Annotated in this window: 22 protein-coding genes and 5 tRNA genes; 25 read left to right on the top strand and 2 right to left on the bottom strand. The window is 25.0% G+C overall.

Annotated elements, in window-relative coordinates:
- The first annotated feature begins 60 nt into the window (after positions 1–60).
- From CK556_RS02180 to CK556_RS02105, 16 genes are all read left to right on the top strand, one after another.
- Positions 61–396: a holo-ACP synthase gene (locus tag CK556_RS02180; protein ID WP_027875687.1), complete on the top strand. Its 336-nt coding sequence runs from the start codon at positions 61–63 to the stop codon at positions 394–396.
- Complete coding sequence (locus CK556_RS02175) at positions 389–874, top strand: dihydrofolate reductase (protein ID WP_027875688.1); 486 nt, start codon at positions 389–391, stop codon at positions 872–874. The genes CK556_RS02180 and CK556_RS02175 overlap by 8 nt, the downstream gene beginning before the upstream one ends.
- A gap of 3 nt (positions 875–877) precedes the next feature.
- Positions 878–1,960, top strand: a complete 1,083-nt coding sequence (locus CK556_RS02170; RefSeq protein WP_084545424.1) for a lysophospholipid acyltransferase family protein — start codon at positions 878–880, stop codon at positions 1,958–1,960.
- Between the two features lie 120 nt (positions 1,961–2,080).
- Positions 2,081–2,156, top strand: a tRNA-Thr gene (locus CK556_RS02165).
- 7 nt (positions 2,157–2,163) lie between these two features.
- Positions 2,164–2,247: transfer RNA gene (locus CK556_RS02160), tRNA-Tyr, on the top strand.
- A 5-nt stretch (positions 2,248–2,252) separates the two neighbouring features.
- Positions 2,253–2,327, top strand: a tRNA-Gln gene (locus CK556_RS02155).
- Positions 2,328–2,332: 5 nt separating this feature from the next.
- Positions 2,333–2,408 (top strand) — tRNA-Lys (locus tag CK556_RS02150).
- 8 nt (positions 2,409–2,416) lie between these two features.
- Positions 2,417–2,505: transfer RNA gene (locus tag CK556_RS02145), tRNA-Leu, on the top strand.
- 711 nt (positions 2,506–3,216) lie between these two features.
- Positions 3,217–6,291 (top strand): ATP-binding cassette domain-containing protein, encoded by a 3,075-nt coding sequence (locus CK556_RS02140; protein ID WP_095761520.1) that lies wholly within the window; start codon positions 3,217–3,219, stop codon positions 6,289–6,291.
- Between the two features lie 15 nt (positions 6,292–6,306).
- Complete coding sequence (locus CK556_RS02135; protein ID WP_095761519.1) at positions 6,307–8,178, top strand: hypothetical protein; 1,872 nt, start codon at positions 6,307–6,309, stop codon at positions 8,176–8,178.
- Positions 8,179–8,213: 35 nt separating this feature from the next.
- On the top strand, positions 8,214–10,028 hold the full coding sequence (locus tag CK556_RS03980; protein WP_095761518.1) for an MFS transporter: 1,815 nt from the start codon (positions 8,214–8,216) through the stop codon (positions 10,026–10,028).
- A 37-nt stretch (positions 10,029–10,065) separates the two neighbouring features.
- Positions 10,066–12,072: a hypothetical protein gene (locus CK556_RS02125; RefSeq protein WP_095761541.1), complete on the top strand. Its 2,007-nt coding sequence runs from the start codon at positions 10,066–10,068 to the stop codon at positions 12,070–12,072.
- 42 nt (positions 12,073–12,114) lie between these two features.
- On the top strand, positions 12,115–13,728 hold the full coding sequence (locus CK556_RS02120; RefSeq protein WP_095761517.1) for a hypothetical protein: 1,614 nt from the start codon (positions 12,115–12,117) through the stop codon (positions 13,726–13,728).
- Positions 13,729–13,747: 19 nt separating this feature from the next.
- Positions 13,748–13,984, top strand: coding sequence for a hypothetical protein (locus CK556_RS02115; RefSeq protein WP_027875669.1), 237 nt, complete (start codon positions 13,748–13,750; stop codon positions 13,982–13,984).
- Positions 13,985–14,060: 76 nt separating this feature from the next.
- Positions 14,061–15,161 (top strand): HU family DNA-binding protein, encoded by a 1,101-nt coding sequence (locus tag CK556_RS02110; protein ID WP_095761516.1) that lies wholly within the window; start codon positions 14,061–14,063, stop codon positions 15,159–15,161.
- Entirely contained in the window at positions 15,148–15,375 is a 228-nt protein-coding gene (locus tag CK556_RS02105) for a helix-turn-helix domain-containing protein (protein ID WP_036246524.1), read from the top strand. The genes CK556_RS02110 and CK556_RS02105 overlap by 14 nt, the downstream gene beginning before the upstream one ends.
- Positions 15,376–16,204: 829 nt before the next feature.
- On the opposite strand, the gene CK556_RS02100 is transcribed toward CK556_RS02105, so the two are convergent.
- Positions 16,205–17,323 carry a lipoprotein gene (locus tag CK556_RS02100; RefSeq protein WP_027875402.1) on the bottom strand — a complete coding sequence of 373 codons (1,119 nt, stop codon included), beginning with the start codon at positions 17,321–17,323 and terminating at the stop codon, positions 16,205–16,207.
- Between the two features lie 203 nt (positions 17,324–17,526).
- On the opposite strand from CK556_RS02100, the gene rpmG reads away from it, so the two are divergent.
- The 5 genes from rpmG to CK556_RS02075 all read left to right on the top strand — a co-directional run bounded on the left by rpmG (position 17,527) and on the right by CK556_RS02075 (position 21,394).
- Positions 17,527–17,670, top strand: coding sequence for a 50S ribosomal protein L33 (gene rpmG, locus CK556_RS02095; protein ID WP_011183279.1), 144 nt, complete (start codon positions 17,527–17,529; stop codon positions 17,668–17,670).
- A gap of 64 nt (positions 17,671–17,734) precedes the next feature.
- Positions 17,735–18,808: a M24 family metallopeptidase gene (locus CK556_RS02090; protein ID WP_027875401.1), complete on the top strand. Its 1,074-nt coding sequence runs from the start codon at positions 17,735–17,737 to the stop codon at positions 18,806–18,808.
- Positions 18,809–18,914: 106 nt separating this feature from the next.
- Positions 18,915–19,391 carry a hypothetical protein gene (locus CK556_RS02085; RefSeq protein WP_027875400.1) on the top strand — a complete coding sequence of 159 codons (477 nt, stop codon included), beginning with the start codon at positions 18,915–18,917 and terminating at the stop codon, positions 19,389–19,391.
- A gap of 75 nt (positions 19,392–19,466) precedes the next feature.
- On the top strand, positions 19,467–20,591 hold the full coding sequence (locus CK556_RS02080) for an AEC family transporter (protein ID WP_027875399.1): 1,125 nt from the start codon (positions 19,467–19,469) through the stop codon (positions 20,589–20,591).
- Positions 20,592–20,671: 80 nt separating this feature from the next.
- Positions 20,672–21,394, top strand: coding sequence for a hypothetical protein (locus CK556_RS02075; protein ID WP_027875398.1), 723 nt, complete (start codon positions 20,672–20,674; stop codon positions 21,392–21,394).
- An 81-nt stretch (positions 21,395–21,475) separates the two neighbouring features.
- On the opposite strand, the gene CK556_RS02070 is transcribed toward CK556_RS02075, so the two are convergent.
- Positions 21,476–22,255, bottom strand: coding sequence for a phosphotransferase (locus CK556_RS02070; RefSeq protein WP_027875397.1), 780 nt, complete (start codon positions 22,253–22,255; stop codon positions 21,476–21,478).
- Between the two features lie 61 nt (positions 22,256–22,316).
- Between CK556_RS02070 and CK556_RS02065 the strand changes: the two genes are divergently transcribed.
- From CK556_RS02065 to mtnN, 4 genes are read left to right on the top strand one after another with little or no spacing between them, the layout of a single operon-like run.
- A complete protein-coding gene (locus tag CK556_RS02065; protein ID WP_027875396.1) occupies positions 22,317–22,928 on the top strand; it encodes a non-canonical purine NTP pyrophosphatase in 612 nt (203 codons plus the stop codon).
- Entirely contained in the window at positions 22,909–23,451 is a 543-nt protein-coding gene (locus tag CK556_RS02060) for a tRNA (cytidine(34)-2'-O)-methyltransferase (RefSeq protein WP_027875395.1), read from the top strand. Before CK556_RS02065 ends, CK556_RS02060 begins: the two co-directional genes overlap by 20 nt.
- On the top strand, positions 23,441–24,550 hold the full coding sequence (locus CK556_RS02055; RefSeq protein ID WP_027875394.1) for a nicotinate-nucleotide adenylyltransferase: 1,110 nt from the start codon (positions 23,441–23,443) through the stop codon (positions 24,548–24,550). Before CK556_RS02060 ends, CK556_RS02055 begins: the two co-directional genes overlap by 11 nt.
- Positions 24,550–25,200, top strand: a complete 651-nt coding sequence (gene mtnN / locus CK556_RS02050) for a 5'-methylthioadenosine/S-adenosylhomocysteine nucleosidase (RefSeq protein WP_027875393.1) — start codon at positions 24,550–24,552, stop codon at positions 25,198–25,200. The genes CK556_RS02055 and mtnN overlap by 1 nt, the downstream gene beginning before the upstream one ends.
- Positions 25,201–25,202: the final 2 nt, after the last annotated feature.

Here is a 25,202-nt window from a genome sequence, read left to right as displayed (position 1 = left end):
TTGTAAGGTTTTTTTATGCTTAATTAATTGATAAAATTATATAAATAGAAAGTTTTTATTATGTTGGAAAAAATTGGAATAGATATTGTTGAAAATAAAAGAATAAGTTTAAGAAAGAATTTCTTAAATAAAGTATTAACAAATGCAGAGTTGTTAAAATGTGAAAGCTTGTTAACTAAATCAGCTAAGATAGAATTTGCTGCTGGTAGATGAGCTGTTAAAGAAGCTATTATAAAAACACTAAATAAAGATGAAATGATACCTATGAGTCAAATTGAAATAGGATATAATGATCTAAACCCAATTATTCTTAATAAAAAATTATCTAATATTTTAGTATCTATATCACATGAGAAAAAGTACTCAATAGGAATGGCGGTTAAAAAAAATGATTAAAATGATTTGAGCCCAGACTGAAAATGGGATAATTGGTAATAATAACAAACTGCCTTGATCAATTAAAGAAGAAATGCAACACTTTAGAAAAACTACATTAAATCAAAAAGTTTTAATGGGTGGAAGAACTTTTGAATCAATGAATTATAAAGCATTACCTAATCGCACAAATTTTGTTTTAACAAGAGATGCTAAAAAATATGAAATGTATAAAAATGAATCAATTATATTTATTAAAGACATAAATGAAATTATTAATAAATTTGCTAATAGTCAAAATAACGATATTTACATTATTGGTGGAAGTCAAATATATGAATTATTTTTTGATTACGCTGATCAAATTATAAGAAGTATTATAAAAGGCAACTTTGATGGAAATATTTATATTAAAAACTTTAATTACATTAATTTTGATAAAATTAAAATAGTGGAAAACGAACACTTTTATGTTGAATACTTAAATAGGAGAAAATAAAAAATGGCAAAAGAAGTTACAAATTCAAAAACAACTAAAGTTGAAACTAAAAAACCTGCAGCTAAAAAAACAACAAAATCATCTGTTAAAAAACCAGTGATTAAAAAAAATGAAGAAGTTAAAATTAAAGAAGCAACAGTTATTGAAACTAATACTATTCAAAAAACAGACCCCACAAAAAAGAAATCAAAAACTAAAAAGAAAAAAGAAAAGCTAAAATTAAGTTTTTGAAAAATGACATACATGTGATTACCAATGTGAAACATGATGCGCAAAGCAAAAAAAATTGGTAAAAAAAATATTAAAAGCCCAGGGTATTACTCAGAAGAGTATTGTTATAACTTTATGAAAAAAGCAGCTAACAGAATTTTATATGTTTCAAACATTAAAGTTAAATGTGAAGGTATTGAAAATTGACTAGATCGTGGAGTTATTTTAGTTCCAAATCATCAATCAAATTTTGACCCAGTTGCATTAGTTGCTTTAAATAACTTTTATTTACAACAACCATTAGCATTTATTGCAAAAAAGGAATTATGAGAAGATAAAAAATTTGGTAGATTTGTTCGTCTAATTGATTGCATACCTCTAGATAGAAATAATCCAAGAAGTGCTTTAGAAGCATTTAAAGAAGGAAAAGAACTGGTTGTTGATTTTAGACGTTCACTAGCTATTTTCCCTGAAGGAACAAGAAGTCATTCGCAAGAAATAGGAGAATTCCAACCAGCAGCGCTAAAAATAGCTCAAATGGCCAATGCTCCTGTTATTCCTGTAACAATTATTAACTCTTATCAAGTATTTAGTAAAGATAGACCAAAACACATTGAAATTAAAGTTGTTTTTGGTAAACCTATAATGCCATTAAAACATATCTCATTGAAAACAGAAGATTTAACTAAAAACACTAGAAAAGTAATAGTTGAAAATATGGAAAAATGAGCTGATAAAGAAATGTTATTGGATCATAAGTTAATTAATAAGATTAATTTAAAAAATAGAGAAGATTTTAAAAAAGAAGACAAGTCTAAACCAAAGAAAAAAAAGGAAAAGAAACCATTTAAAGATTTATTTAAAGTTGTTGATTAACAACTTTTTTTATTTGTAAAAAAATGTAAAAAAAATTTTTAATTTTTGCTTGTTTATTTATATTTAATAATATAAAATAAATAATGTCCTTGTAAAAGAGGAATGCAAAAAGAAGGCATCGCTGACTTAGCTCAGTTGGTAGAGCAATTGACTAGTAATCAATAGGTCGAAGGTTCAAGTCCTTTAGTCAGCACCATTTAAATGGAGGGGTAGCGAAGCGGTCAAACGCGGGTGGCTGTAACCCACTTCCTTTCGGTTCGGGGGTTCGAATCCCTCCCCCTCCACCATTTATTGGGCTATAGCCAAGCGGTAAGGCAAGGGACTTTGACTCCCTCATGCGCCGGTTCGAATCCTGCTAGCCCAACCAACTTTGACTCGCTAGCTCAGTCGGTAGAGCAACTGGCTTTTAACCAGTGGGTCCGGAGTTCGAGCCTCCGGCGAGTCACCATATTACATCCCCAAGTGGCGGAATCGGTAGACGCAGTGGACTTAAAATCCACCGGGCTTTATCTCCCGTGCCAGTTCAAGTCTGGCCTTGGGGACCATTCAAAATTTAAACCAATCCTAGTGATTGGTTTTTTTTATTTGAAATTTTTTAATGTTCTTTAACGACACAAATTTGCATAAAAATACTTCATTTTTATATTTATTCATTAACTTTAAATTTATTATATCTTTTTATACTTTTTCACATTGTTTATTTTTAATTAATTATTAAAAATTCAAAAATTAATTAAAATTTTAACTATAAGAAATTACTTATTTCTTAATGAATAAAAAATGAAAAAAATAAACATCTAACTAACAACAAAGAAAACACTGAATTTTGTTTTAATTACAAACAAAGATTTTCGATGAGAAAAGCAAAATTAAAAAAATGAAATACCAAAAGACAAACAAATAAAAAACTGCAGAAAAAATTAAGTGCAGTAATTTTTAATCAAATTATTCATGAAGTTCATGAAGTTTTTTTTATTTAATCTTTCAATAATAATTGAAAAAAGTTTAATTTTTTAGGCTTTTAATGTATTGGCTGACTCAAATCTTAAGTGTTTTTTTAATAAAATCCAAGAATAAAAAGTTAAATTTTTTAGGCTTTTAATGTATTGGCTGACTCAAATCTTAAGTGTTTTTTTAATAAAATCCAAGAATGACTTGTTTTTTTTTTTTTTTTGTGACAATAAACTCATGGTTTGATAAATGAAACTCAAAAATCAAATCAAACAGATTATTAAAATGAATGTAGGAGAAAAGAAATGGAAAAAAATATTTCAAAGTCAAAACGTCGTATTATATTGGAAAATTCTAATAATAATGCCGTGATGGTAGACCATTTTCATAAAAAATTTAAAGATATAAACATAGGTCCATTTTCTTTTAATATAGAAAAAGGTAAAGTTACAGCATTACTTGGAAGTAGTGGATCAGGTAAGAGTGTATTCTTAAACTCATTGCTTGGAGCTACTTTGAACTATGATGGAAATATCTATATTAACGGTAAGGAAAGAAAAAAAAGCAGTTCAATTGAAAACAACTCCAATGTAGGGTTTTATTCTCAAATGGATTTTTCATTGTACTCTATTACAGCTTATGAATTTTTATACAATATGTGTAATGTTATGGGATTAAATAAAACTTTAGTTAAATCAAGAATTGAATATTGATTAAAGAAGTTCGATTTATGAACATCTAAAGACAAACCTTTAAATGCATTTTCATGAGGAATGAAAAACCGAATGAATTTAATTTTATGTTTTATAAAAGAACCTGAAATTCTTATTTTAGATGAACCAGGTGCAAACTTAGACTCTAAATGAAGAGGACAGTCTTACAAAATACTAAAAGAATTTAAAGAAGAATTTGACAGCACAATTATACTAACAGTTCATAATATTGATGAAGTTTATAACATAATTGAAAATTTTGTAATTTTAGAAAAAGGTAAATTATTATTTTCTGGATCAAAATCTGAATTAAATTTATACAAAAAAATAAATGTTTTATTTGAGAAAGATGTTGTATTAGCAGAAGTTGAAAAACTTTTAAATCAACATAACATTTTAACATTTAACTTTGATTTAGGCAGTAATTCATTAGTTATCGGTTTGAATGAACACCAAACTTTTAATGATGCTTTAGCTATTTTAGAAAAAAATAATATCCAACCAAAAGATGTTATAGCGCAGGCTATTAATATGGATTCAATTGCAAAGGCATTAGAAGATAAAGATAAACCACATAAACCAAAATATGAACCATTAAAAGAATTTGTAATTGATAATTCAAATAAATCAGCAGATTTAGATAAAGCATTAGATTTCTTAAATAAAATAGAAGATAAATATAAAAACATTTTAAATTTAAGAGAAGATGAAATCAAAATTGGTTTATCAAATGATTTTGTATTAATAAGCGAAGACACATCTGAGTCATCAAGTCAAACTCATGATGCATTACTTTTAAGTGATCCAAGTTATGTCAATGAAGATGTTTTAGCAGCATCAGAAATAAATACAATTAGAAATGACTTTTTTAATAAAGTAGAAGAACTTAAAAATTTAAAATCAGAAATAAGCAAAATTGTAACTGAGCAAAAAACTGAAATTGATTTAAATATTGATGATTTAAAAGATTACTTTGCAAAAGTAAAATTAGAATCAGAAATTATTCATCAAGCAAAAACAACATTTGAAGACCAAGCAGCTAACTTAAAAGCGCTTTTAGAACAAACAGAAGTTGAAACTCAAGATTTAGAATTTAAGAAAACAGATTTACAAATTAAAATTGACGAATTAAAAGAATTACAAAATGAAATTAGTTTAACTTCAGCAAATGAATATGAGCAAATTGACTTAGTAAAAGCTGAATTCTCAAATAAACTTGAAGATTTGAAAACTTATATTGAAAAAGTTAAGATTGAATCTGAAAATTCATTAACCTCTGAAATTGAATCAAAAATGAACGAATTTAAAGAATTTGAAAACCAATTTAAAGACTTGGTTGCTGTTCAAAGAGAAATTATCCAAGAAGAAATTAAAGATTTCAAGAGTTATCTAACTCAAATTCAAATTGAAAATGATGAAATTAACAATTCAAGGGATGCTTTAGACAAAGATTTAAATACTTTAAAACAAAGCAGAGAAGAATTCTTAACTGAAGTTGATTTATCACAAGAAGAAATTGAAATGAAAAAACTTGAATTAAATGCAAAACTTGATGAATTGAAAAAGCTACAAGAAGATATTGCTGTAGCAACAATTACAGAGTACGAAGAAATTAATTCAATTAAAGCTGAGTTTACAAATAAACTTGAAGATTTAAAAACTTTAAAACAAAGCAGAGAAGAATTCTTAACTGAAGTTGATTTATCACAAGAAGAAGTTGAAATGAAGAAACTTGAATTAAATGTAAAACTTGATGAATTGAAAAAGTTACAAGAAGATATTGCTGTAGCAACAATTACAGAGTACGAAGAAATTGATTCAATTAAAGCTGAGTTTACAAATAAACTTATAGATTTAAAATCATATGTTGAAAACATTAGTGCAGAAACACAAATTGTTCAAGAATCAAAAGCAGATTACTTAGAAAAAATTAAAGAATTTAAAGAATATCATGATGAATTTAATAGGACAGCTTCTGCAGAAAAAGAATCAATTAAAAATAGTATTTCTGAATTAAAAGAATTTATGTCACAGATTCAAATTGAATCAAGTGGAATTAATCAATCAAAAGCTGAACTTGAAGAAGAATTGAGAAGATTAAAAGAAACACAAAATGTGGTATTAGCTAAAATTGAAACTGAAAATATTTCAACTCAATCAAAACAAAAACAATTAGAGTCTCAATATAGTGAAATCAACACACTTCAAAGTAAAATAGCTGCAAAAGTTGACTTAATTAATGAAGGTTCATCAAGTATTAAAGAATCTAACTTTGAAATTTTAAAATTAAAAGAAGAACTTGAAAAATTAAAATACGAAATGAATGAACAACAAAATATAAAAAGATATACAGGTACACAACAAATTTGAAATAATGGTTTTGATCATAATATGCAACAACAAATGTGATATCAACAAAATACAAGTTCTTTAAAAGATCAAGAATTAGAAAAAATTAAGTCTGATTTAAATAAAGAAAAAGAATATTTTGAACAATTAAGAAAAGAAATAATTTTTGAAAAAGAAATGAATCAAAAGTTAGCTAAATTTGACAGTGAAATGAAGCAACGTGAAAATGTCTTAGAACTTGAAAGAATTAGACGTGAAATACAAGAAGAAAAAAACAAATTAAACGAAGTATTGTTAATGCAAAAATTTAACAAATAATTTTTTTCTAATAAAATGTTAAAAAAAATATTACCAATTGCTTCTACATTTGTTCTAGGTTTTGGTTTAATAACTACTGCATGTGGCCAAAAACCCAAAAATGATAAGCAGGAATATAAACCAATATATAACTACTATGTTCTTGGAGAATCTTTCGAGCAAGAAGTAGAGACAAAATTTCATAATGCATTAGCTGAAAAACAAAATCAAATCATTTATATTGATCAAAGTATGCAACAACGTGAAAATCTTGACTTTTTTACTCAGTCCAATTTACAAGAAATAAATTTGCGTAAACAAAATCAAAATCTAACTTCAAATTATGAACTTTTATCTCAAAGAGAAAAAGATGTATTGACTAATGATTTAAATAAAATTACAAAAAGTAGTAAATTAGAAGAAATAATTTTAAATTCAATGAAACCTGAATTAAATTTTTATTCAAGTATTTTGGAATTTAAAATTGAAGACCAAAAATGATTTGAAGGATTATCTTATGATTTTAGCAATATAGATTTTGGTTATTTAAATTTTGATAAAGAAAATAAGAATTATATAGCTAATATTAATTTGGATTTGGTTTTTAATTACCAATATACTGATATCAATAGGAATCTAATTAAAAATAAATACCAACAAGATATAGTATTTACAATTTCTAATCAAGACGAGATAATTGAAAACTTAAAGTTTACAACTATTGAACTAAGAGAAAACCTTATTAAAGATAAATTTGAATGAGCATGATTTGATGCTTATGATCTTAGAATAAATGATTATGCAAGATTGTTTAATTTAACAAATAGTGATTTTGAAAATCTTTTTAAATTTGATAAATTTGAAAAAAGTTTATTAAGTTATATTGCTCAGCATAATAATAATTCAAGTAATCTGACACAAAGTTATAGTTTTGTTTTTAAAGATGAAAATAGATTTAAAAATTTCAAATCTATTGATAAAATTGATAATTTTAATCCTCGTCAAAACAAATATGGGTCAAATGAATTAAATCTTGATGATACAGTTTCAACAATAAATATAAATAATATAAATTTATTTAAAACAATTTTTAGTGAACTAATAAAAGATGATCAAATTGTTTTAGAAAATAAATTTGTGAAAGGTAATCAAGATATTTATCATTATTTAAATAAAGAATATAAAACATGAGTAAGTAACTTCCAGTCTAAATTTAATCAAGAACTTAATATTAACTCTGACTCACTAGTTAACTATGGAGAAATTACTTTAAATAACTTCTGTTTGTATTTTGATGAATTTAATTATTATCATCCAATTAGTCCAATTTCATATTATGTAGGAATATCAGCTAACAACATTGATGACAGTTATTTAAATAGTGAAAGCGACATAATTGAAAAAAGAATACTTTCAGCTGATCAAGATCCAATTTTTAAAGCAGTTTACCAAAATACAATGAGTGCTTTACAAGTTTTTCAAGAGACTTATGGGACAAGCAAAACAACATGAATGTCTTTATCAGACAATCAACAATTAATTAGTCTAAAAAGCTCAAACATTTTGCAATCTAGAGATACAACTACTAATGATAAAAGTATTTCTGATGTAAATGCTGAACTTAGTTTGCTTAATAATAAAATCTTAACTTATTCAGCAGAATCAGAACGTAAAAGTTTTTTAAATAAAACCAATACTTCATCATTTCACTTTCAATTCAACAATAGCGAAGAATTACAAAACATTCCAATAATTGAAATAAATAACAATCAACTTATTTTTAAGAAAATTAAAGAAGGTTCAGGTAATCTTTCAGTTGATTTTAATCTATCATTTTTAAACCTAAGTTTTGTAATTAATTCAGAAAAATTTTATTGATTTGAAAGAACACTAATTGAATCTATTTAATTTAGTGAATTACATTGAAAGGAGGTGAAGGTACTATGGTAGAAGAAAATTATGAAAAAAGGAAGACAAATTCTTTGCAAAATTTTATAAAAGAAAAGCTTATTAAATATAAGAGAATTCCATTTGTTAAATTAATGAAGTTTAGTTTTAAAAGTTTATTGAAAGAAAAATTATTTTATATTTTGAATTTAGCAACTATTCTTATTTCAATTTTAGTTGGAATTATATTAGCTTTTGTAAAATCAGGAAGTTCACAAGTTGTAATATTCAACTTTTATATATTATTTTTTGTTTGTTGTTTAATGTTTGTATTTATTTTAAGAATGATCCAATTTTTCTTTAGTAAGAATTTTGAAGATAAAACAACATATATTGTTTTAACTAATCAGGTAAGCAGAACAAAGTTCTTTATAGCACAATATTTATTAATTATTTTAATTTGTGCTGTAAATATTTTAATGAGTTTTGTTATTATTAATATATTTTATGCAATATTTACATTATTTCATTATGATGTATTTATACTTAGAATGACATCAATGTATGTTATGTATTGTTTACTTGCAACATTCTTTTTAATTAACTTTATTACATTCTTAATTTTTATATTCACATTACAAACTACCACGATTATCTGTACTTTATTACTAGCATTATCATTTATAGCAAATATCCCCATGTCATTTATAAAAGCAAATGAAAAAAGTTATTACGTACAATTTACAAACGGTGAAATTTTTCAGCTAAACGATATATATGACGCTTATAGCTTATATGATCATGTCGATGAAGGAAATATTAAATATCCACATTTATCTAAATATGTTTATAACTATTTTCTTTCAAAAGAAATGGTTACAGATCAATTTCGTAATACAACAAATATAAATTATAGAATGCAAATGTGAAAAGATTTAGGACTTATAAATCCTAATCTAGTTGTTATAAATGAAAAAAATTTAGATTTATTCTCAAAACCCCTTAGAGATACATCTGTTCCAAATACTTGAAAAATTAATGATCAATTTAATATTCAAATAACTTTAAAAAATACATTTATAACAAACGAACAATTAGATGAACTAATTAATAAAACAGTAGATCAAAACATAAAAAATATTCTAATAGAATTTAAAAGTTTCACAAATGAAATTAATAAATATTTTAGCAATAATCTTCAATTTGAAAAATATGATTTATTTTATGATTTCTTATTTTTAGATTCAGGGATTGAGAAAAGTTATTTAGAGAAACTTAATCCAACTGAAGAAGAAATAGAAGAAAATAAAGTAACTTATGCATTGAAAAAACAAGATGTTGTTTCATTATATGAATATTCAGTTGCGGGAATCCGTAATGATGGATTTAGATTTACAAATGCAAATGAGCTAGTTAGAAACCAATTAAACTTTAATTTAATGTATTCAGCTAGAGTCATTGAAGAATATTTTATCAAATATTCAAGTAACTACATAATTATGTCTTCAAATGCGGTATCTAAAACTTCAGGAGACTGAAATAGTTATACTAAAGGCAGAAGCATGATGCGTGGCCTATCCTATTTCAACTTGTATAGCGGGTTGTGAATGGTTTATACCAAAAACTTAGGATTCTACAATAATGACATTTGATTTTCTCCAAATTCTTTCTCAAAGATTTATTTAGAAGATCAAAAGAATTTATTCTTAGGATATCCAGAATATGATATAAAACTTACTTCTACTAATATGATTGAAAAAAATACCACATCAAATTATGTTAAACCTTTATATTATTTGATTATTTTATTAGGAATAAGCATATTGAGTTTTTCAATTGCTTTATATAAATTTAGAAAATTTGATTTCTAAAAACAAAATTAAAAACAGAAAAGGAATAAATATAGAAATGAAAAAATTATTATTAATATTATCATCATTCGCTGTAGTTGGTACTTCATCAATGGCTGTTATTGCATGCTCAAATGGTCCAACAGATCCTATAATTGATCCAGCAGAAAGAGAAAAAGAAGCAATAAGACAACTAATAAGACAATTTGAAGCTGAAACTCAAACTAAATTTTCAACAATTGTTTCATCTCCAATGGCAACAAGATCAACATTATTAGATACAGAAGCTTCACAAAATGGTTTAATTTTCTTCCAACAAGAGAATTTGAAATCAATTTATGATCAAGCATCAACTGGTACAGGCGGTGGTGAAACAGAACCTGAAGCTTCAACATATGCTAATGAAAATTCAGTTAAGTTTTATGATGTTTTAACAGCTGACCAACAAAGAGATTTAACATCAAATATTGAATCATTATTAAGTCCAGCTAAAGCAATATCAGATTTAAGAAATGCTATTAGTACTTCAACATATAGTGTTTTAATTGGAAGTTTTGGTTCAAGATGAATCGATGATATTAAATTTGATTATGAAAATGCTGAAATGACTTATGGTAATACAGGAGAAACAGGTCAAGGGTTTATATCAGGTATGAACCTAAACTTCTCTTCAACTTATAGATACAGAGATGCTGAGCAAGCAACAGTTACAAGAGTTGTCACAGGAACAGTTGTTATTACTGTTTCAGACAATGGTGAAATTATTGCTGCAATTAACAAAATTAGCAATGAATTAGCAGGAGATATGTTAAAAGAAGCAAATTCAAATGTTTATGTTGATTTTGAAGCATTAAGAAAATTAGAGTCAACTTTAACAGTTCAAGATTTATTAACAGCTAATACAGATGCTTATAAATCAGCAATTAATAAATATAATGAAAATTTTGCTAAATCAATGTCAAAAACAATTAAAGATAAATACTTTTTAAATACTAACTCAAATGTTGTTAATGCAATTAACGTGGGATACTATAACGAAAGCGACATTATTAGACAAGAACTAACAAGTCATTTTAGTAATACAGGGAAAATTAATGTAGACTTTGATCATGATGCATGACCTGAGTGAAATACATTCTTTGGAAAAGTTAAGACCACAGATACAGTTCAATTAGATGGTTCTAGGGTAAGCGGAGACCAAGTATTATATAGTTCAATTGAAAGTAAATGAGTAGAAGTTTTGGAAAACTATAATAAAAAATTAACAAGTGAATATGAAAGAAGAACTGCAAATTCACAAGTTCAACCAAATGAAAGAACTTCTGATTTATTAGCAATGTCAATTTCAAGTGAAACAATTACAAATAAGGGCTTGACTATTTCTTTACAAAATGGATATAGTCAAAGATTAAGTGATGTTGGTTTTACATATTCAATTGCTATTGATAATAATGCATCATCAACTTCTGAAGCAACTTCACCTCAAACATCAAAAATATTTAGTGCATACTATAAAGGAATTGAACAAATGCTAAATACATTCCACAAATTCTATGGAATTTCTGAAAGTGATATATGATCATCACCAGATGCTGCTGAAAATCAAAAAAGAAATAAATTTAAAATGTCAGGTGAAACTGGTGCTAAAAAGGAAGATGGAACAGATTTCAATGTTTGAGACTATTTAAAAGAAACTGGAGCAATGAACGGAGAACTTAATGGAAATAATTTTGCAAATGCATTAAGTTTAAATACGGGAGTAGAAGCTCAACAAATTAAAGAACAAAATCTAATTAAAGAAATGTCAGGTATTACATACATGAACTTTACATACTCAAAAGATGGAAGCAGACCTAAGTCAATTAGACAAGTATCAATTGCTGACGAAAATTATGTAGGATCTTATGATTCATTATTAATGAAAGGTCTAACAATGTCTGTTAACGATAATGGAAGACTTCAATTCGGAATTTCATCAAACTTAATTGATTTTAAATTTGGAGATAACACTACAGATTGAGACTTTAGAACATTAGGTAGATACACTTTTATTGAAAGAGGTTAGAAATAATAAAATTTTGACAGAAAGTTTAAAAGAGGTTAAGTAATGAAAAAATTATTATTAGCGCTATCAGCTTTAGTAGTTACAAGTTCGACTTCAACAATTGTTGTATCATGTTCTACAAAAGTAGAGAAACAAAATATTGATTCAATTGAGAGATTTTTGATTACAATATTACATAGTAAAGAAGATGATCAAGAACCTTGAAATAATGATGCACTTGAAGCAGAACTTGTTAATCAAAAAGTTGATGAAGCTGGTGGAGTTAGTGTAAAAGTAAGCGAGGAAATAGAAGAAGGGACAATTACCAATAAACAACAAAGTATTGTATTTACAGGTAATGGTACTTCAAAAAATAATTATAAATATACAGGTTCGATAACTCTAATTTATAATTTTGGTGGAAATAAACCAGCACCTAAGAAAAAGATAACTAAAGAAGAATTAGAGACAACCATAACAGGATTACAAAACTTTTTAGAAACTGTTTATTTTAAAAGTGAAAATGCTGTTAAAAATACATTTATAGTAAATGGAAATATTCCAGGTACTCCTGCTGAAGGTGTAGTATTTCAAGCAGTTACAATTACAAATCTTGAATCACCTGAACCTACTGACCCATCACTCCCAAAACTTACAAAATTTAGAGTAAGTGGAAAAATTGGAATTAAAGATAATGATTCTAGATATTATGAATTTGATGATGATGTTAATGAACAGGACAAAAATTTTAAATGTGAAGGAACAATTGTAGATCCAATTATTATACAAGACACTGTTATAAATGAAGCAACAAATTCAATAAATGATTGAATTAAAAATCAAAAATTTAGCGATTATAATGATTTTAGAAATAAGCTTTTAACTGAACAAAAAGAAATTTTATCAAATGAACAAATTGGAATTGAAAGTATTTCTAATTTACCTGTAACATTAATAGAAGAACAAGAAATTAATAATTCAATGTATTGAATAAATCAAGTAAGTGTGAACTTAAAAGCGTCTGTTGGTTATGAATTTTCACATGAAGTAATTGAAAATGAAGAATATAAAATAAAGACAAATATTGAAATATTAAAAGTAGAAACAAATGCTTTAAAATGACATGTCTTAAAAAGTAATGATAAAAAATATATTGAACCGCAATTTATTCAATTTGACTCAAATGATAATGTAGCTAAGATTCAAAAAAAATACTTGTCAAATCAACAAATTACTCAAGAATGAAATGAAGAAAATGGTAAACTTCAACAGAAACAATTTGTAGACAGTTTAAATTATTTTACTGGTGATGACAAAGATAAAAAAATAAGTAATTTTGTTGACAGTGAATATTTTAGAAATACAACTGCATTTAATTACGGTTCTGATGCAGGCAATAGTTTATTTAAAGTTGATGAAGTTTTATTCTTTGACAAAAATCAAGAAAATTTAAATAAAAATATTGAGAGCGTTTTAGGACAAACTAAATCACTAGAAGATTTTATTTCTTCAAGTAATGCATTGACTAGAACAACTATTAAAAATACTCAAAATAAAAGTTATTATGTTGTATTTTTAACAAAAAACAATGATAGTACTAATGATGGTACTCCTACATATAAGGCTGCAAATAGAACATTAAATGTTTTACTTCAGGAATTTACTGTAGTTGATTAAAATAGAAAGGTAAAAGACTATGACAGAACAAATTAAAAAATTTTTTAGCGGTCATGATGTAGAAACTAATTTGGAAGATCTAATTAAATTCAAAAAACAATTAAGTAAAAATTTAATTACTGAAATTAGTGCTAATAAAAATTTACTGAAATTAGGTGAATTTAGAGTTACTATATCAGATGCTGAAATGATTAACTCACAATTAAATAAATTGATTAATGATTTAGAAGATATTATAAATCGAATAAATTTATAATAAGAAATGGTTTATCAAAAATAACTTTGAACCCTTCTTTTATTAAAGAAGGGTTTTATATTAAGAAAGGATAATAATGGAAAAACAACGTAAAAATGTAATTAAAGTAAGCTTAACTTTTGCTGTATTAATTACAATAGTTATTTTCTTTTTAATGAAAATAGTAAATGCGGTAGTTAATAATATAGATATTTTACAAGCATTTAAAACTATTGGATTAACTCTTCCGGCAGACTTAAATTTGCCAAATATAATTGATTACATATCTAATATTATTTTGCTTATTGTTTTGCCTATTTTAGTAATTACTTGAATTGTTGTATTTATTAAATTTAATAAAAGATCAAAAAATAAAAATACTAAACCTAAAAAACATTCTAAAGCTTCAATAAAAAAACAAAAAGTTGAAGCAGAAATAGCTTTGGAAGTTGAAAGTTCTGATATTGATGTGTACCCTCATTATGAAGAAGATAAAACATTTTTTGAAGAAATTAATAACGAAAGTGATAACGATTTGACTTTGTTACAACAAAGAGCAAAAACAGATGGATCATTTTTAATCAAAGAAAATTTAAGTGAGTTAGTTAAAAATGCTCATAAAATTAAAAATTACGCTATTTTAAATAATATAGATGTTAATGATGTAGTTTTAGAAGAAATGACTAAAAAAGAATTAATTCTATTTATGAAAAAAATAGGTGATGAATTAAGAGAGGTTGAATATCAAAATCTTAATTTTAAAGATGGTTCAGCGAATGATACGATTGAAATTATTGAAAATCAGAATACATTTCAAATTAGCGAAAAAAAACAATCAGAAAATATTGATGTAGTTGAGGCAGGTAAAATAAATCAAAAAAAGCCCGTAGTAAGAAAAAATAAGGTTACTAAAAAAGATTTAATTAATTGTATTTTTTTAAGTAATGATAATAAATTGACAAAAATGAAAATTAAAAAAATTGTAGATAGTTTATTTGAATTAATGGAAAATAACTTAACTGAAGAAGGTTCAGAAATTAAAATTAATAATTTTGCTAAGTTTTCAACAATTTTAGTTAGCGAAACAAAAATGAATGATATAAAAACTGGTGAATTAAAAATTCTTCCTTCACATAAGGTAGTTAAATTTAAATCATTAAAAGGTTTAAAGGAGAGTTTAAATAATGGAAAAGTATAATAAAGAGGATGCATTAATTTTAATTATTGCTTCTAATTTAAGAAAAATCAGATATCGTAAAGGTTTAACTCAAGAAGAACTAGGTTTTAGGTCAGGTCTTTCAAAAAATTATATTTCTGATTTTGAAAGAGGAAGAAGAAATATAACAATCAAAGTTTTTCAAAGACTTATTGAGAGTCTTGAGATAGAGCCAGGGGAATTATTAGTAACTTAGTTTTAATTAATATAAAAATGCGCTAAATAACAGTTAAAAAAAACACTGCTTCTTTCATAAATTAATGTTTTAATCAAACACTTTTAACTATATGTCTCACAAAATCTTCAGCTATTGTAGTTCAAGATTTGTGAGATATTTTATTTAATATTCAGTTTTTCTTTAAATCTATTGAAAACTATTCTTTTATTAATGCAAATCAATAAACTTTTAGACTAAAAGAAAAAATATTAAATTACAGAAAAATTCAACATAAAAAATCTTTTTAAAGAATGTTATGTTTTATGGTCTACAATAAAATAAGCAAATAACTGTCATAAATTAAAAATTAGATTAATTAAAAATTTTGTATCTCTACTTATAAGAAAAACTAAACTAAAGACTTAGAAAAATTGGATTTAAAAATGACTGATCCAACTGAGTGCATATTATTATAAAATATTTGGGATTAAATCATACTAATTAAATATTAAATATTAAGTTTATTAAAAAAGACAGTGTTATAAAAGCTAGTCTTTTTTATACAAGGTCATACGAATAATTAAAAATCCCACTTTATATTGCAAAACCTAAGGTTTTTTTTCAAAAAACAAATAATGAAAATTTTAGCGAATTGAGTATAAAAAATGAAGCGAGAAAACAAATTTTATAAATTTAAAAGAACATAATATAATTTAAATATTAAATTAAATAAATGAAAACCCCATAAAATTTTGAAATGGTTAACTATTCAAAATTTTATGAGATTTTTGCTTATAATTGTTGCACTTGCAATTTTAATTTATAAATAATAATGCTTTTTATTAATGCTAACTATTTTAAATATCAACTAATAATTATTTAAGTTATAAGTGAAATTGTTTGTTTGTTCATCTTCACCTTCACCAGTCCCAGGATCAGTTGTTTCACCTTCAGCATCAGTATCTGAATCATTTGCTACTCACCCATCTCAGTGATTTCATTTTCAGATATTATCTTTTTTAAAACTATATGAAAATTCAGATTTAATTCCAGATTGACCATATAAATTAGTAAACATGCTTCCTTCCACTAAAGAATTTTGAATTGAACTAATAAACATTCTTGTGAAATCAGCTCTTACATTTTGATTTCATTTTGAAGCGCCTTTAGCTATTTCTTGATTAGCTGTTTCATCTTTAACATCAGAATATGTTTCAAAACCATCAAAATATCCAGCAAATTCACCATTTTGAATTACTAAAAATAAAGGCCCTTTTGACTGACTTATTTGAGTTACTCTTGAACTAATATTTTCATTTATTGCTTGAATTAATTCTTTATCAACACCGTTCTTTGAATTATCTCATTCTCTATTCTCTTGTGTTGAATATTCCATCCTTGCTATTGAAGGTGTTATTCAGTCCTTTAAAATTTTGCTTGTTGTTTTGTCTGTTCATAAGTCAGAAACTTCATCTAGTGTTGTTCCGTGAATTTCAATTTTGCTTGATTTTGCTTGTTCACTAAATACAATGTTATTAGTAGCGTTTTCGAAATATCATAAACTTCTTTTCTTATTGTAAGAAACTTCTGTTTGAGCATACTTCAATCCATCCTGTGTATTTGTATTAGTTTTAATTGCTCCACCAATATTTTGAAAATTATAAGCTAAAGTTGAAGAATCATTTGTTTGAGTATTCATTTTTTCAAATGCTTCATCAAGACTAGCACTTTGATTTAAACCAGTTGTTTCCTTCAATGCAAATTCAAAAGATTTTGAAGATAAGTTATTTTTTGCTCCAATATAATAAATTAAAGTTGATCCTGGTTTTGTTACATTACCATTTTCATCAAATGTAGGTCTTGTAGCATTTGCCAGTTCAACAAAGTCACTGTAAACCTGAGTTGTGCTATTACCACATGAAATAACAACAGATGCTGATGAAGCTGTTAGAGTAGTTGCCCCTAATATTGCAATTAATTTTTTCATAATTCCTCCTTGAAGATTAAATGATTAAAATCATTAATAATATTTTACTATAAAACCTAGCAAAACACCAAATTATTTAATTAATATAAAATAAAGAAAAATAAATCATAATCTAACTTGTAAAAAAAAGCAAAGATTGATAATATTAAATAGATATTGTAAAGTACATACATATAAATAAAGAGTTTAGTGAGGTGACGTTTATGCGTGAAAAATATATTCTACGTTGTACAGAATGTAAAAATGAAAATTACATTGGTAAAAACGATAAGAAAAAAGAAAAAATAGAAGTTAAAAAATTCTGTAGTAATTGCAACAAACACGAATTACATAAACAAAAAAAATAGTCTCAGCTATTTTATTTTTTTTATTCTTAAGCAAATTTAATTAGTTTATAAGAGGAGTCATACTATGAAAAAACAAGAAATAATTAATCAGTTACTAGAAAAAAATAAAGCAGAAGCAATTTTATTTTATTCTCCAGAAAACAGATATTGATTTTCAAAATTTAAATCATCATTAGGGTATTTAATTATTACAAAATCAAAAAGCTATTTATTAGTAGATGGGAGATATATAACTGCAGCAAGAAATTCAAAAAGCATTCCAAGTGAAATTGAAATTAGAGAGTTTTCAAATAACTTGTTTACTCAAATTAAAGATATTCTTAAAATACATGGTGTAAAAAGACTAGGATTTGAATCAGATTGAGTTCATTATGCAGAATTTGAAAGATATTCTTCAGTTTTTAGTGAACAAACTTTAGTTCCAATTAATTGTTCTGAAATAAGAATAGTTAAAGACGAGTGAGAAATTGAACAATTACAAAAAGCATGTGATATCACAAATGAAGTTTTTGAAGCAATTTTGGGTTTTGTTAAGCCTGGAATAACTGAAAAAGAATTACAAAGATTTGTTGATAATGAATTTTTAGTAAAGGGTGCTGAAAAAATATCTTTTGATACTATTATTGCATCAGGAGTTAATGGAAGCATGCCACACGCTGTTCCAACAGATAAAGTTATTGAATTAGGCGATTTAGTTACAATTGATATGGGTTGTTATTACAATGGTTATTGTTCAGATCAAACCAGAACAATTGCTATTGGTGAAATTGATGAAAAACTACAAGATATTTACAATGCAGTTTATGAAGCACAATCATTAGGCATAAGTTTAGTTTCATCAGGAGTTAATGCTGGAGAAATTCATAAACAAGTTTATAACTTTATTGAGCAAAGAGGATATGGAGGATACTTTACTCATGGTTTAGGTCATGGTTATGGAGTTGAAATTCATGAAGAGCCTTATGCATCAGCTGCAGGAAATACAATTTTAAAAGAAAATATGACTTTAACTATAGAACCAGGAATTTATATACCAGGACTTGGTGGAGTTAGAATTGAAGATGATATTCTTGTTTTAAAAGATGGATATAGAATGCTAACTTCATCAACTAGAGAATTAATCAAATTGAAATTTTAATTTAAATAAATAAAATACATTTTAAAAGATAGCATCTTTTCTGCTATCTTTTTAATTTGTCTTTTTATAGTATTCAAAATATAATTTCTTAAAAGAGGAGAGTTGTATGGATTTAGAAGTTTTAAATAGTATATTAGAAAGTAAAAAAATAAGAACTAAAGATAGAATTAAATTTAATAAAATTATAGATGTTTTAAATTCATTGTTTATAGATCAAAATAAGCAAAGTATTTTAAAAGTTGGCTATAAAATCAATGATAAAAGACAAGTCTGATTTCCAAATATTACTTTAGATGTTAAAAAGTCTGAAGCAATTAAAGAAGGCTATGGAAACTTTATTTCTGAAAATTGAGATTTAATTTATCAATTTAATGCTCAAAAAGATATTGAAAAAAGAAAAAAAGATATTCAAAAAATAAAGAAATTCGATATTGAGTATGTTACTTTTGCAAAAATAAATGACAAAATTAAAGGCATTGGTTATCATTTTGTAGGTATTTTTAAATATGATAGTTACGAAGACATTAATTGTGAAATGATTGTTTTTAAAAAAGTAAGCGACAGTTTTAAGTTTGAGTGATAAAAACAAGAAGCTAATAAAATAATATTAAAATGAATAGTTTATAATATTTGTAATGAAAATTATGAGGAGAAATAAATGTTATATAGCAGTTCACTAAAAGCAATGACAGATGTTTTGTCTAATTTTAATTTTTGAAGCATTTTAATAGCAGCTTCATTCATTATTTTTATAGGATTTATATTTCAAAAAAAATCTTTAATTTTTGCTGATTGAGAAAAAGTAATAGTTAAAATAATTTTATATGCTGCTTTACCAGCTTTAGCTTTAAAAAGTTTTTTAATAGATATTAATACAAACCAAATTTGAGAATCAATTTTAATAGCAATTATAGGATTAATTTTTTATACAAGTCTTACTTTTGCTTCAAAATATTTCTTTATAAATAAATCTAAATCAATTCAAGATACTTTAGGAATGAGTATTGCTTTTTCTTCTGCTGTTTATTTTGGAGTTATGATTATTAAAGCAATTTCTCCAGCTGCTCAACAACAAAGTATAGATTTATATTCATCTTTATTTTTAATAGGTTTTTGAATTTTTATGTATTCAGCAGCTGATAACATAATGAAGAAAAAAAGATATGATGAAGTTGAAATACAAAAAGTTTTAATAGGCACAAAAGAAGGTTTTTTGAATTTTATTAAAGTTTTTAAAAATCCTGTAATTATAGCTACTTTTTTAGGAATATTTTTATGATTATTTCAGTTAATACCTGGTTTAAATATTATTTATATAAATGATGAGAGCTATTCAATTAGTAGAATTGATCAATACATTCCAGGGTTAAGCCAAGTTCTTGGTATTTTAGCACCATTAGCAAGTCCACTAGCATGATTTTCAATGGGAGCTGTATTGGCTAAAAGTGAAATTAAAGAAGCATTTAAGTCAAAATTAGTTTGATGAGCTGTTTTTGTTAAAAATATGATAACTCCGATGATTTGTGTTATTTTATTTATTTTATTTAGTTTAATATTAAAATCAACAACAGGTGCAGGAATCACTTCATTAGCTTTTGTATTATGTGTTGCAATTATTGCTTCGCCAACAGCTAATACAATTGTAGGCTATGCAATTATTTATAATAAAGAACCTAAAATAGCTTCTCATGTTGGTACATTAACTATTTTAACAGGAATAATTAATATACCCTTTTGAATATTAATAGCATCAGCAATTGGTGCAACTAACTTATTTGCTTAATAATATTTTTTTATTATATTTTTATGTTTAAATATTTTATACTATAAAGAAATATAATAAATAATATAAAGGAAACATCCATGAGTAAAGAAACACCAACAAAAGTTGAAATAACAAAAGAACAAAAAAAATTAAATCTAAAAGGCAAAAGAAGAAATATAGGTCTTGTAATAAACTTATTTTGTTCTTCGTCTGTTTTAATATCTTTATTAATATTGTCAATAGTTTCAACAATTTTATTTATTGTTATAAGAGAAGAATATATGTTATCAATAGTGGATTCTATTGAAAAAAATTTAAAAACAACAATCGAAGATTTAATTAAACAAGCGATTGATACTATCAAAGAGAATCTAGATCCTGATGATGTTTATGATCAGATTTTAAGTACTTTAAAAACAATAACTGTAACAATAAATGGAGAAACTCAAAATTTAAATCATGAGCAAGTAATAGAATTATTTGAAAAAATGATACCTAGGGAAAACTTTTCACAAGTATTTGAAGATTATTTGAATTCTGAGCAAATAAATTTAGAAAATATTAATCTTGAGTTTATAAAAGATTTAATAAGAAAGTTGAATTTGAATCAATATAATGAAATTATAAAAATAGTTCTTATTGTTACTTCATATTTAACTATTATAAACATTTTAAATGCAGTTTTAGCTTCTCGATTATTGGTGGTTGATGGAAAAGTATCAAAACATTTAATTTTAGCCTCATCAATAATGACATTAAATTTAATTAATATAATAGGCTTAATTATATTCAATGTTAATAACAAAAAGGCAATAGAATAGAATTATAAAATAACAAATAAAAATACTTTAAAGCAATTAAAGTTAAAGCTGAAAAATAAAAAATATTAAATCACGCAGTTTTTAACGCACGTTAATTTCCTTTTGCATGTTTTCATATTTTTCTTTTGCTATTTCAATAAAAATATTTTCTTGTGTTTGCTCGAACATATAACTAGCTCAGTATATTCACAAATAATTTTGATAAGTTATTAAATCTTTTAATTTTAATAATTCTTGACTTGAAAGGTTAAGCATTTCAATAAAAACAGGTCATCTTTTTTTATTTAAAGATTCACTAATGAAACTTGCATAGTCAAAAAGATAATGATTATACATTGCATATTCAAAATCAATTACTTTTCATCCTTTTTTAAAGTTAATAAAATTTCCTTTAACTAAATCGTTGTGAGAAAAAACAGCTTTTACTGAGTCATTTCAATAGTTTTTTATAATTTCATTAATTTGTTCTTTATATATAGATAAATCAAATAAGCATTTAATTGTATTATTAACAAAAAAATTTAAGAAATTTTCTGGTTCAAATTGTTTTATTCCAACTAGATTTAAAGTATGAATTTCATCAATCAATTTGATTACTACTTTCATTTTATTTTTACATATATCTGTATCATGTAGTGTTATTGCGTTTTCAAAATAATGAGTTTTGGAAATTAATTCATCATTAGTATATGTTCAAGTGTAGGGAAAAATAAAATTAGATAAATTAAGATCATTTAATTGCTCATAAATCTTTATTTCATTAACACGATCTAGATATTTATTAACGTATGAATATGATTCTTTTATCAAATCATTTTTTTGTACTTTTATTTTATTACTTAATCCACTAATTGCTTTCATTTTAATTCCTAAACCTCTAAAATATATAATATATATTATCAAATTATAAAAGAAAGGCACTATGAATAAAAAAGAATTATGAATAGCTACAAGTAATGAAGGCAAAATTGAAGAGTTCAAACTATTATTACCTAGTTATGAAATAAAAAGTGTTAAAGACCTAACTGATTATGTTGAACCAGAAGAAACAGGAGAAACATTATTAGAAAATGCTTTAATCAAAGCACAAGCTTTGTCAAAACATATTAATGGTTGAGCTATTGCTGATGATACTGGCTACTTTTTTGATGCTTTAGATGGTTTTCCTGGTGTTTATTCAAAAAGATGAGCATGCCCTGTTACAGACTTTAAAGAAATTTGTAAAATGATATTAGACAAAACAAAAAAATCAACAAATAAGAATATGAGTATGCAAACAGCTATTGTTATTTGTAACTATTCTAAAAATGCTTGTTATGAAGCATTAGGAATTACAAAAGGAAAAATCGGAAGTCAATTAAAAGTATCAGATCATACATTTGGCTATGATTATATTTTTAAACCAGAACCTTACAATGTTTATTGTGCTGATTTAACTGAAATGGAGAAAGTTAATTGCTCCGCAAGAGCGTATGCTTTAATAGAAATGAGAAAGATTATAGAAGGAGAAATCATTGATGAAAAATCAAGTTAATATTGTTTTATATGAACCAGAAATAGCGCAAAATGTAGCTGCAATTATTAGAACATGTGTTGCTACAAATGCTAAACTACATATTATTGAACCATTAGGTTTTATCTTTAAAAAAGAAGAATTAAATCGTGCAAGTGCAGGAACATTTGATTTAGTTGAATATGAACTTTATGATGATTGAGAAGATTTTTGTGAAAAGAATTCAGAAATTGACTTATTCTGTATTTCAAGATATGGTGAAAAACCTCATAGTGATTTTGACTTTAATAGTTATGAAAAACCTGTTTTTATTATGTTTGGAAAAGAATCTACAGGAATTCCAAAACAAATTATTAAAGATAATTATGATAAAACTTTTAGATTACCCATGTCTCCGCAAACTAGAAGCATTAATGTAGCAAATACAGTGGGAATTGTTGCTTATGAAATATTAAGACAATGAGATTACCCAACTTTAAGTAAAACAGAAGTTCAAAAAGGGAAAGATTATATTTTAAGTGAAAGATGAAAAGATGAAAAATAAAAAAAGAATAGCACTTTTTGGAGGCAGTTTTGACCCAGTCCATACAGATCATTTTAATATGGCTAAAGCTTGCCATGATGAACTTAACTTTGAGGAAGTTTGAATTATACCTACATTTTTAAATCCTTTTAAATCATCAACTAAAACATCAAATGAAGAAAGAATTAATTTATTAAATTTAATTTTTGAAAATGAAGACTACATTAAAATTGATAAATTTGAAATGAATAATAATAGAGTGACAACTACTTTTGAAACTGTTTCACATTTTAAAAAAATGTATCCTCAAAATGATTTTTCATTTATTATTGGTTCTGATAATTTAAATAGATTAGAAGAATGAAATAATTTTGATGAATTAATTAACATGGTTAACTTTATAGTTTTCGAACGTAATGATGTATACAAAAAAGAAGTAGCGCAAAAATACAATATTCCAATTTATCAATTTGAAAATAATTTTCTAAGCTCTACCAAAGTAAGAGAATTAAAAAATTTAAATTTGTTAACACCAAAGGTGAATAACTACATAAATTATCATTTACTTTACTTAGAATCACGTGTTAAGCCATTTATGGATAAAAAAAGATATGAACATTGTTTAAATGTTGGAGAAATGGCTGAATCCTTAGCTAAATTGAATCAAATTGATCCTCAACAAGCAAAAGTTGCAGGTACTCTTCATGATATTACAAAAAGATGAGATACCTCAAAGCAAATAGAATACTTAAATAAATATGATAAGACTTTATTAGAGGAACCAAAACCAGTTTGACATTCTTATACAGGAGCTTTTCATTTAAAATATGATTGATTAATAAATGACGAGTCAATTATAAATGCAGTTTTTAATCATACAGTTGGTTGTGAAAAAATGAGTGTTTTAGATATGATAGTATTTTGTGCTGATAAAATCAGTAAAGAACGCGATTATGAAAATGTTGAGTTGTATCGTGAAGAGTGTTTCAAAGATTTAAAATCAGGTTTTATTAGATTGTTAATAAACCAATATGAAACAGCAATTAAGGTTCATGGTAAAGATTCAATTGGTGATAAATTAATTAAAACTTACAATTATTATGTCAAAGGAGAAAAATAATGAAATTAATTATTGGTGCAATGCATGAAGAATTGCAATATTCAATTGACTATTTTGATTTACATAAAATAGAAGATGAAAAATTCAATATTTACAAAAATGATGATTTAATGTTTTGCATAACGGGTATTGGATTAATTAATTCAGCGGCACAATTAGCATATATTTTGACTAAATATGATATTGATGAAATTATTAATATAGGAACAAGTGGTGGTTGTGATAATAAGTTAAAACAAGGTGATATTGTCATTATCGATAAAATCTATAATTGTGTTGCTGATGCAACAGTTTTTGGTTATGAATATGGTCAAGTTCCTAGAATGCCAAAATTTTATCAATCAAATAATAATCTTTTGCAAGGTAAACTAAAAAACTATCAAATTAAGAATATAGCTTCATCTGATATTTTTATTAATTCACAAGACCAAATAGATAAATTTGTTAAAAAAATTAATAATCAAATAAGTGTTTTAGACATGGAATGTTTTGCTTATGCTCAAACTGCTTATTTATTTGAGAAGAAATTGAGTGTTATAAAAATTATAAGTGATATTATTGGTGTGAAAGATGCTAATAATGTTCAGTTTAGTGATTTTATTAAAATTGCTGGAAAAGAAATTTTGGAAATACTTAAAAAAATATTATAATA

Origin of the sequence: Mesoplasma chauliocola, assembly GCF_002290085.1 — a bacterium.
GTDB classification, from domain to species: Bacteria; Bacillota_I; Bacilli_A; order Mycoplasmatales; family Mycoplasmataceae; genus Mesoplasma; species Mesoplasma chauliocola.
This window is presented reverse-complemented; position numbering and strand designations above follow the sequence as displayed.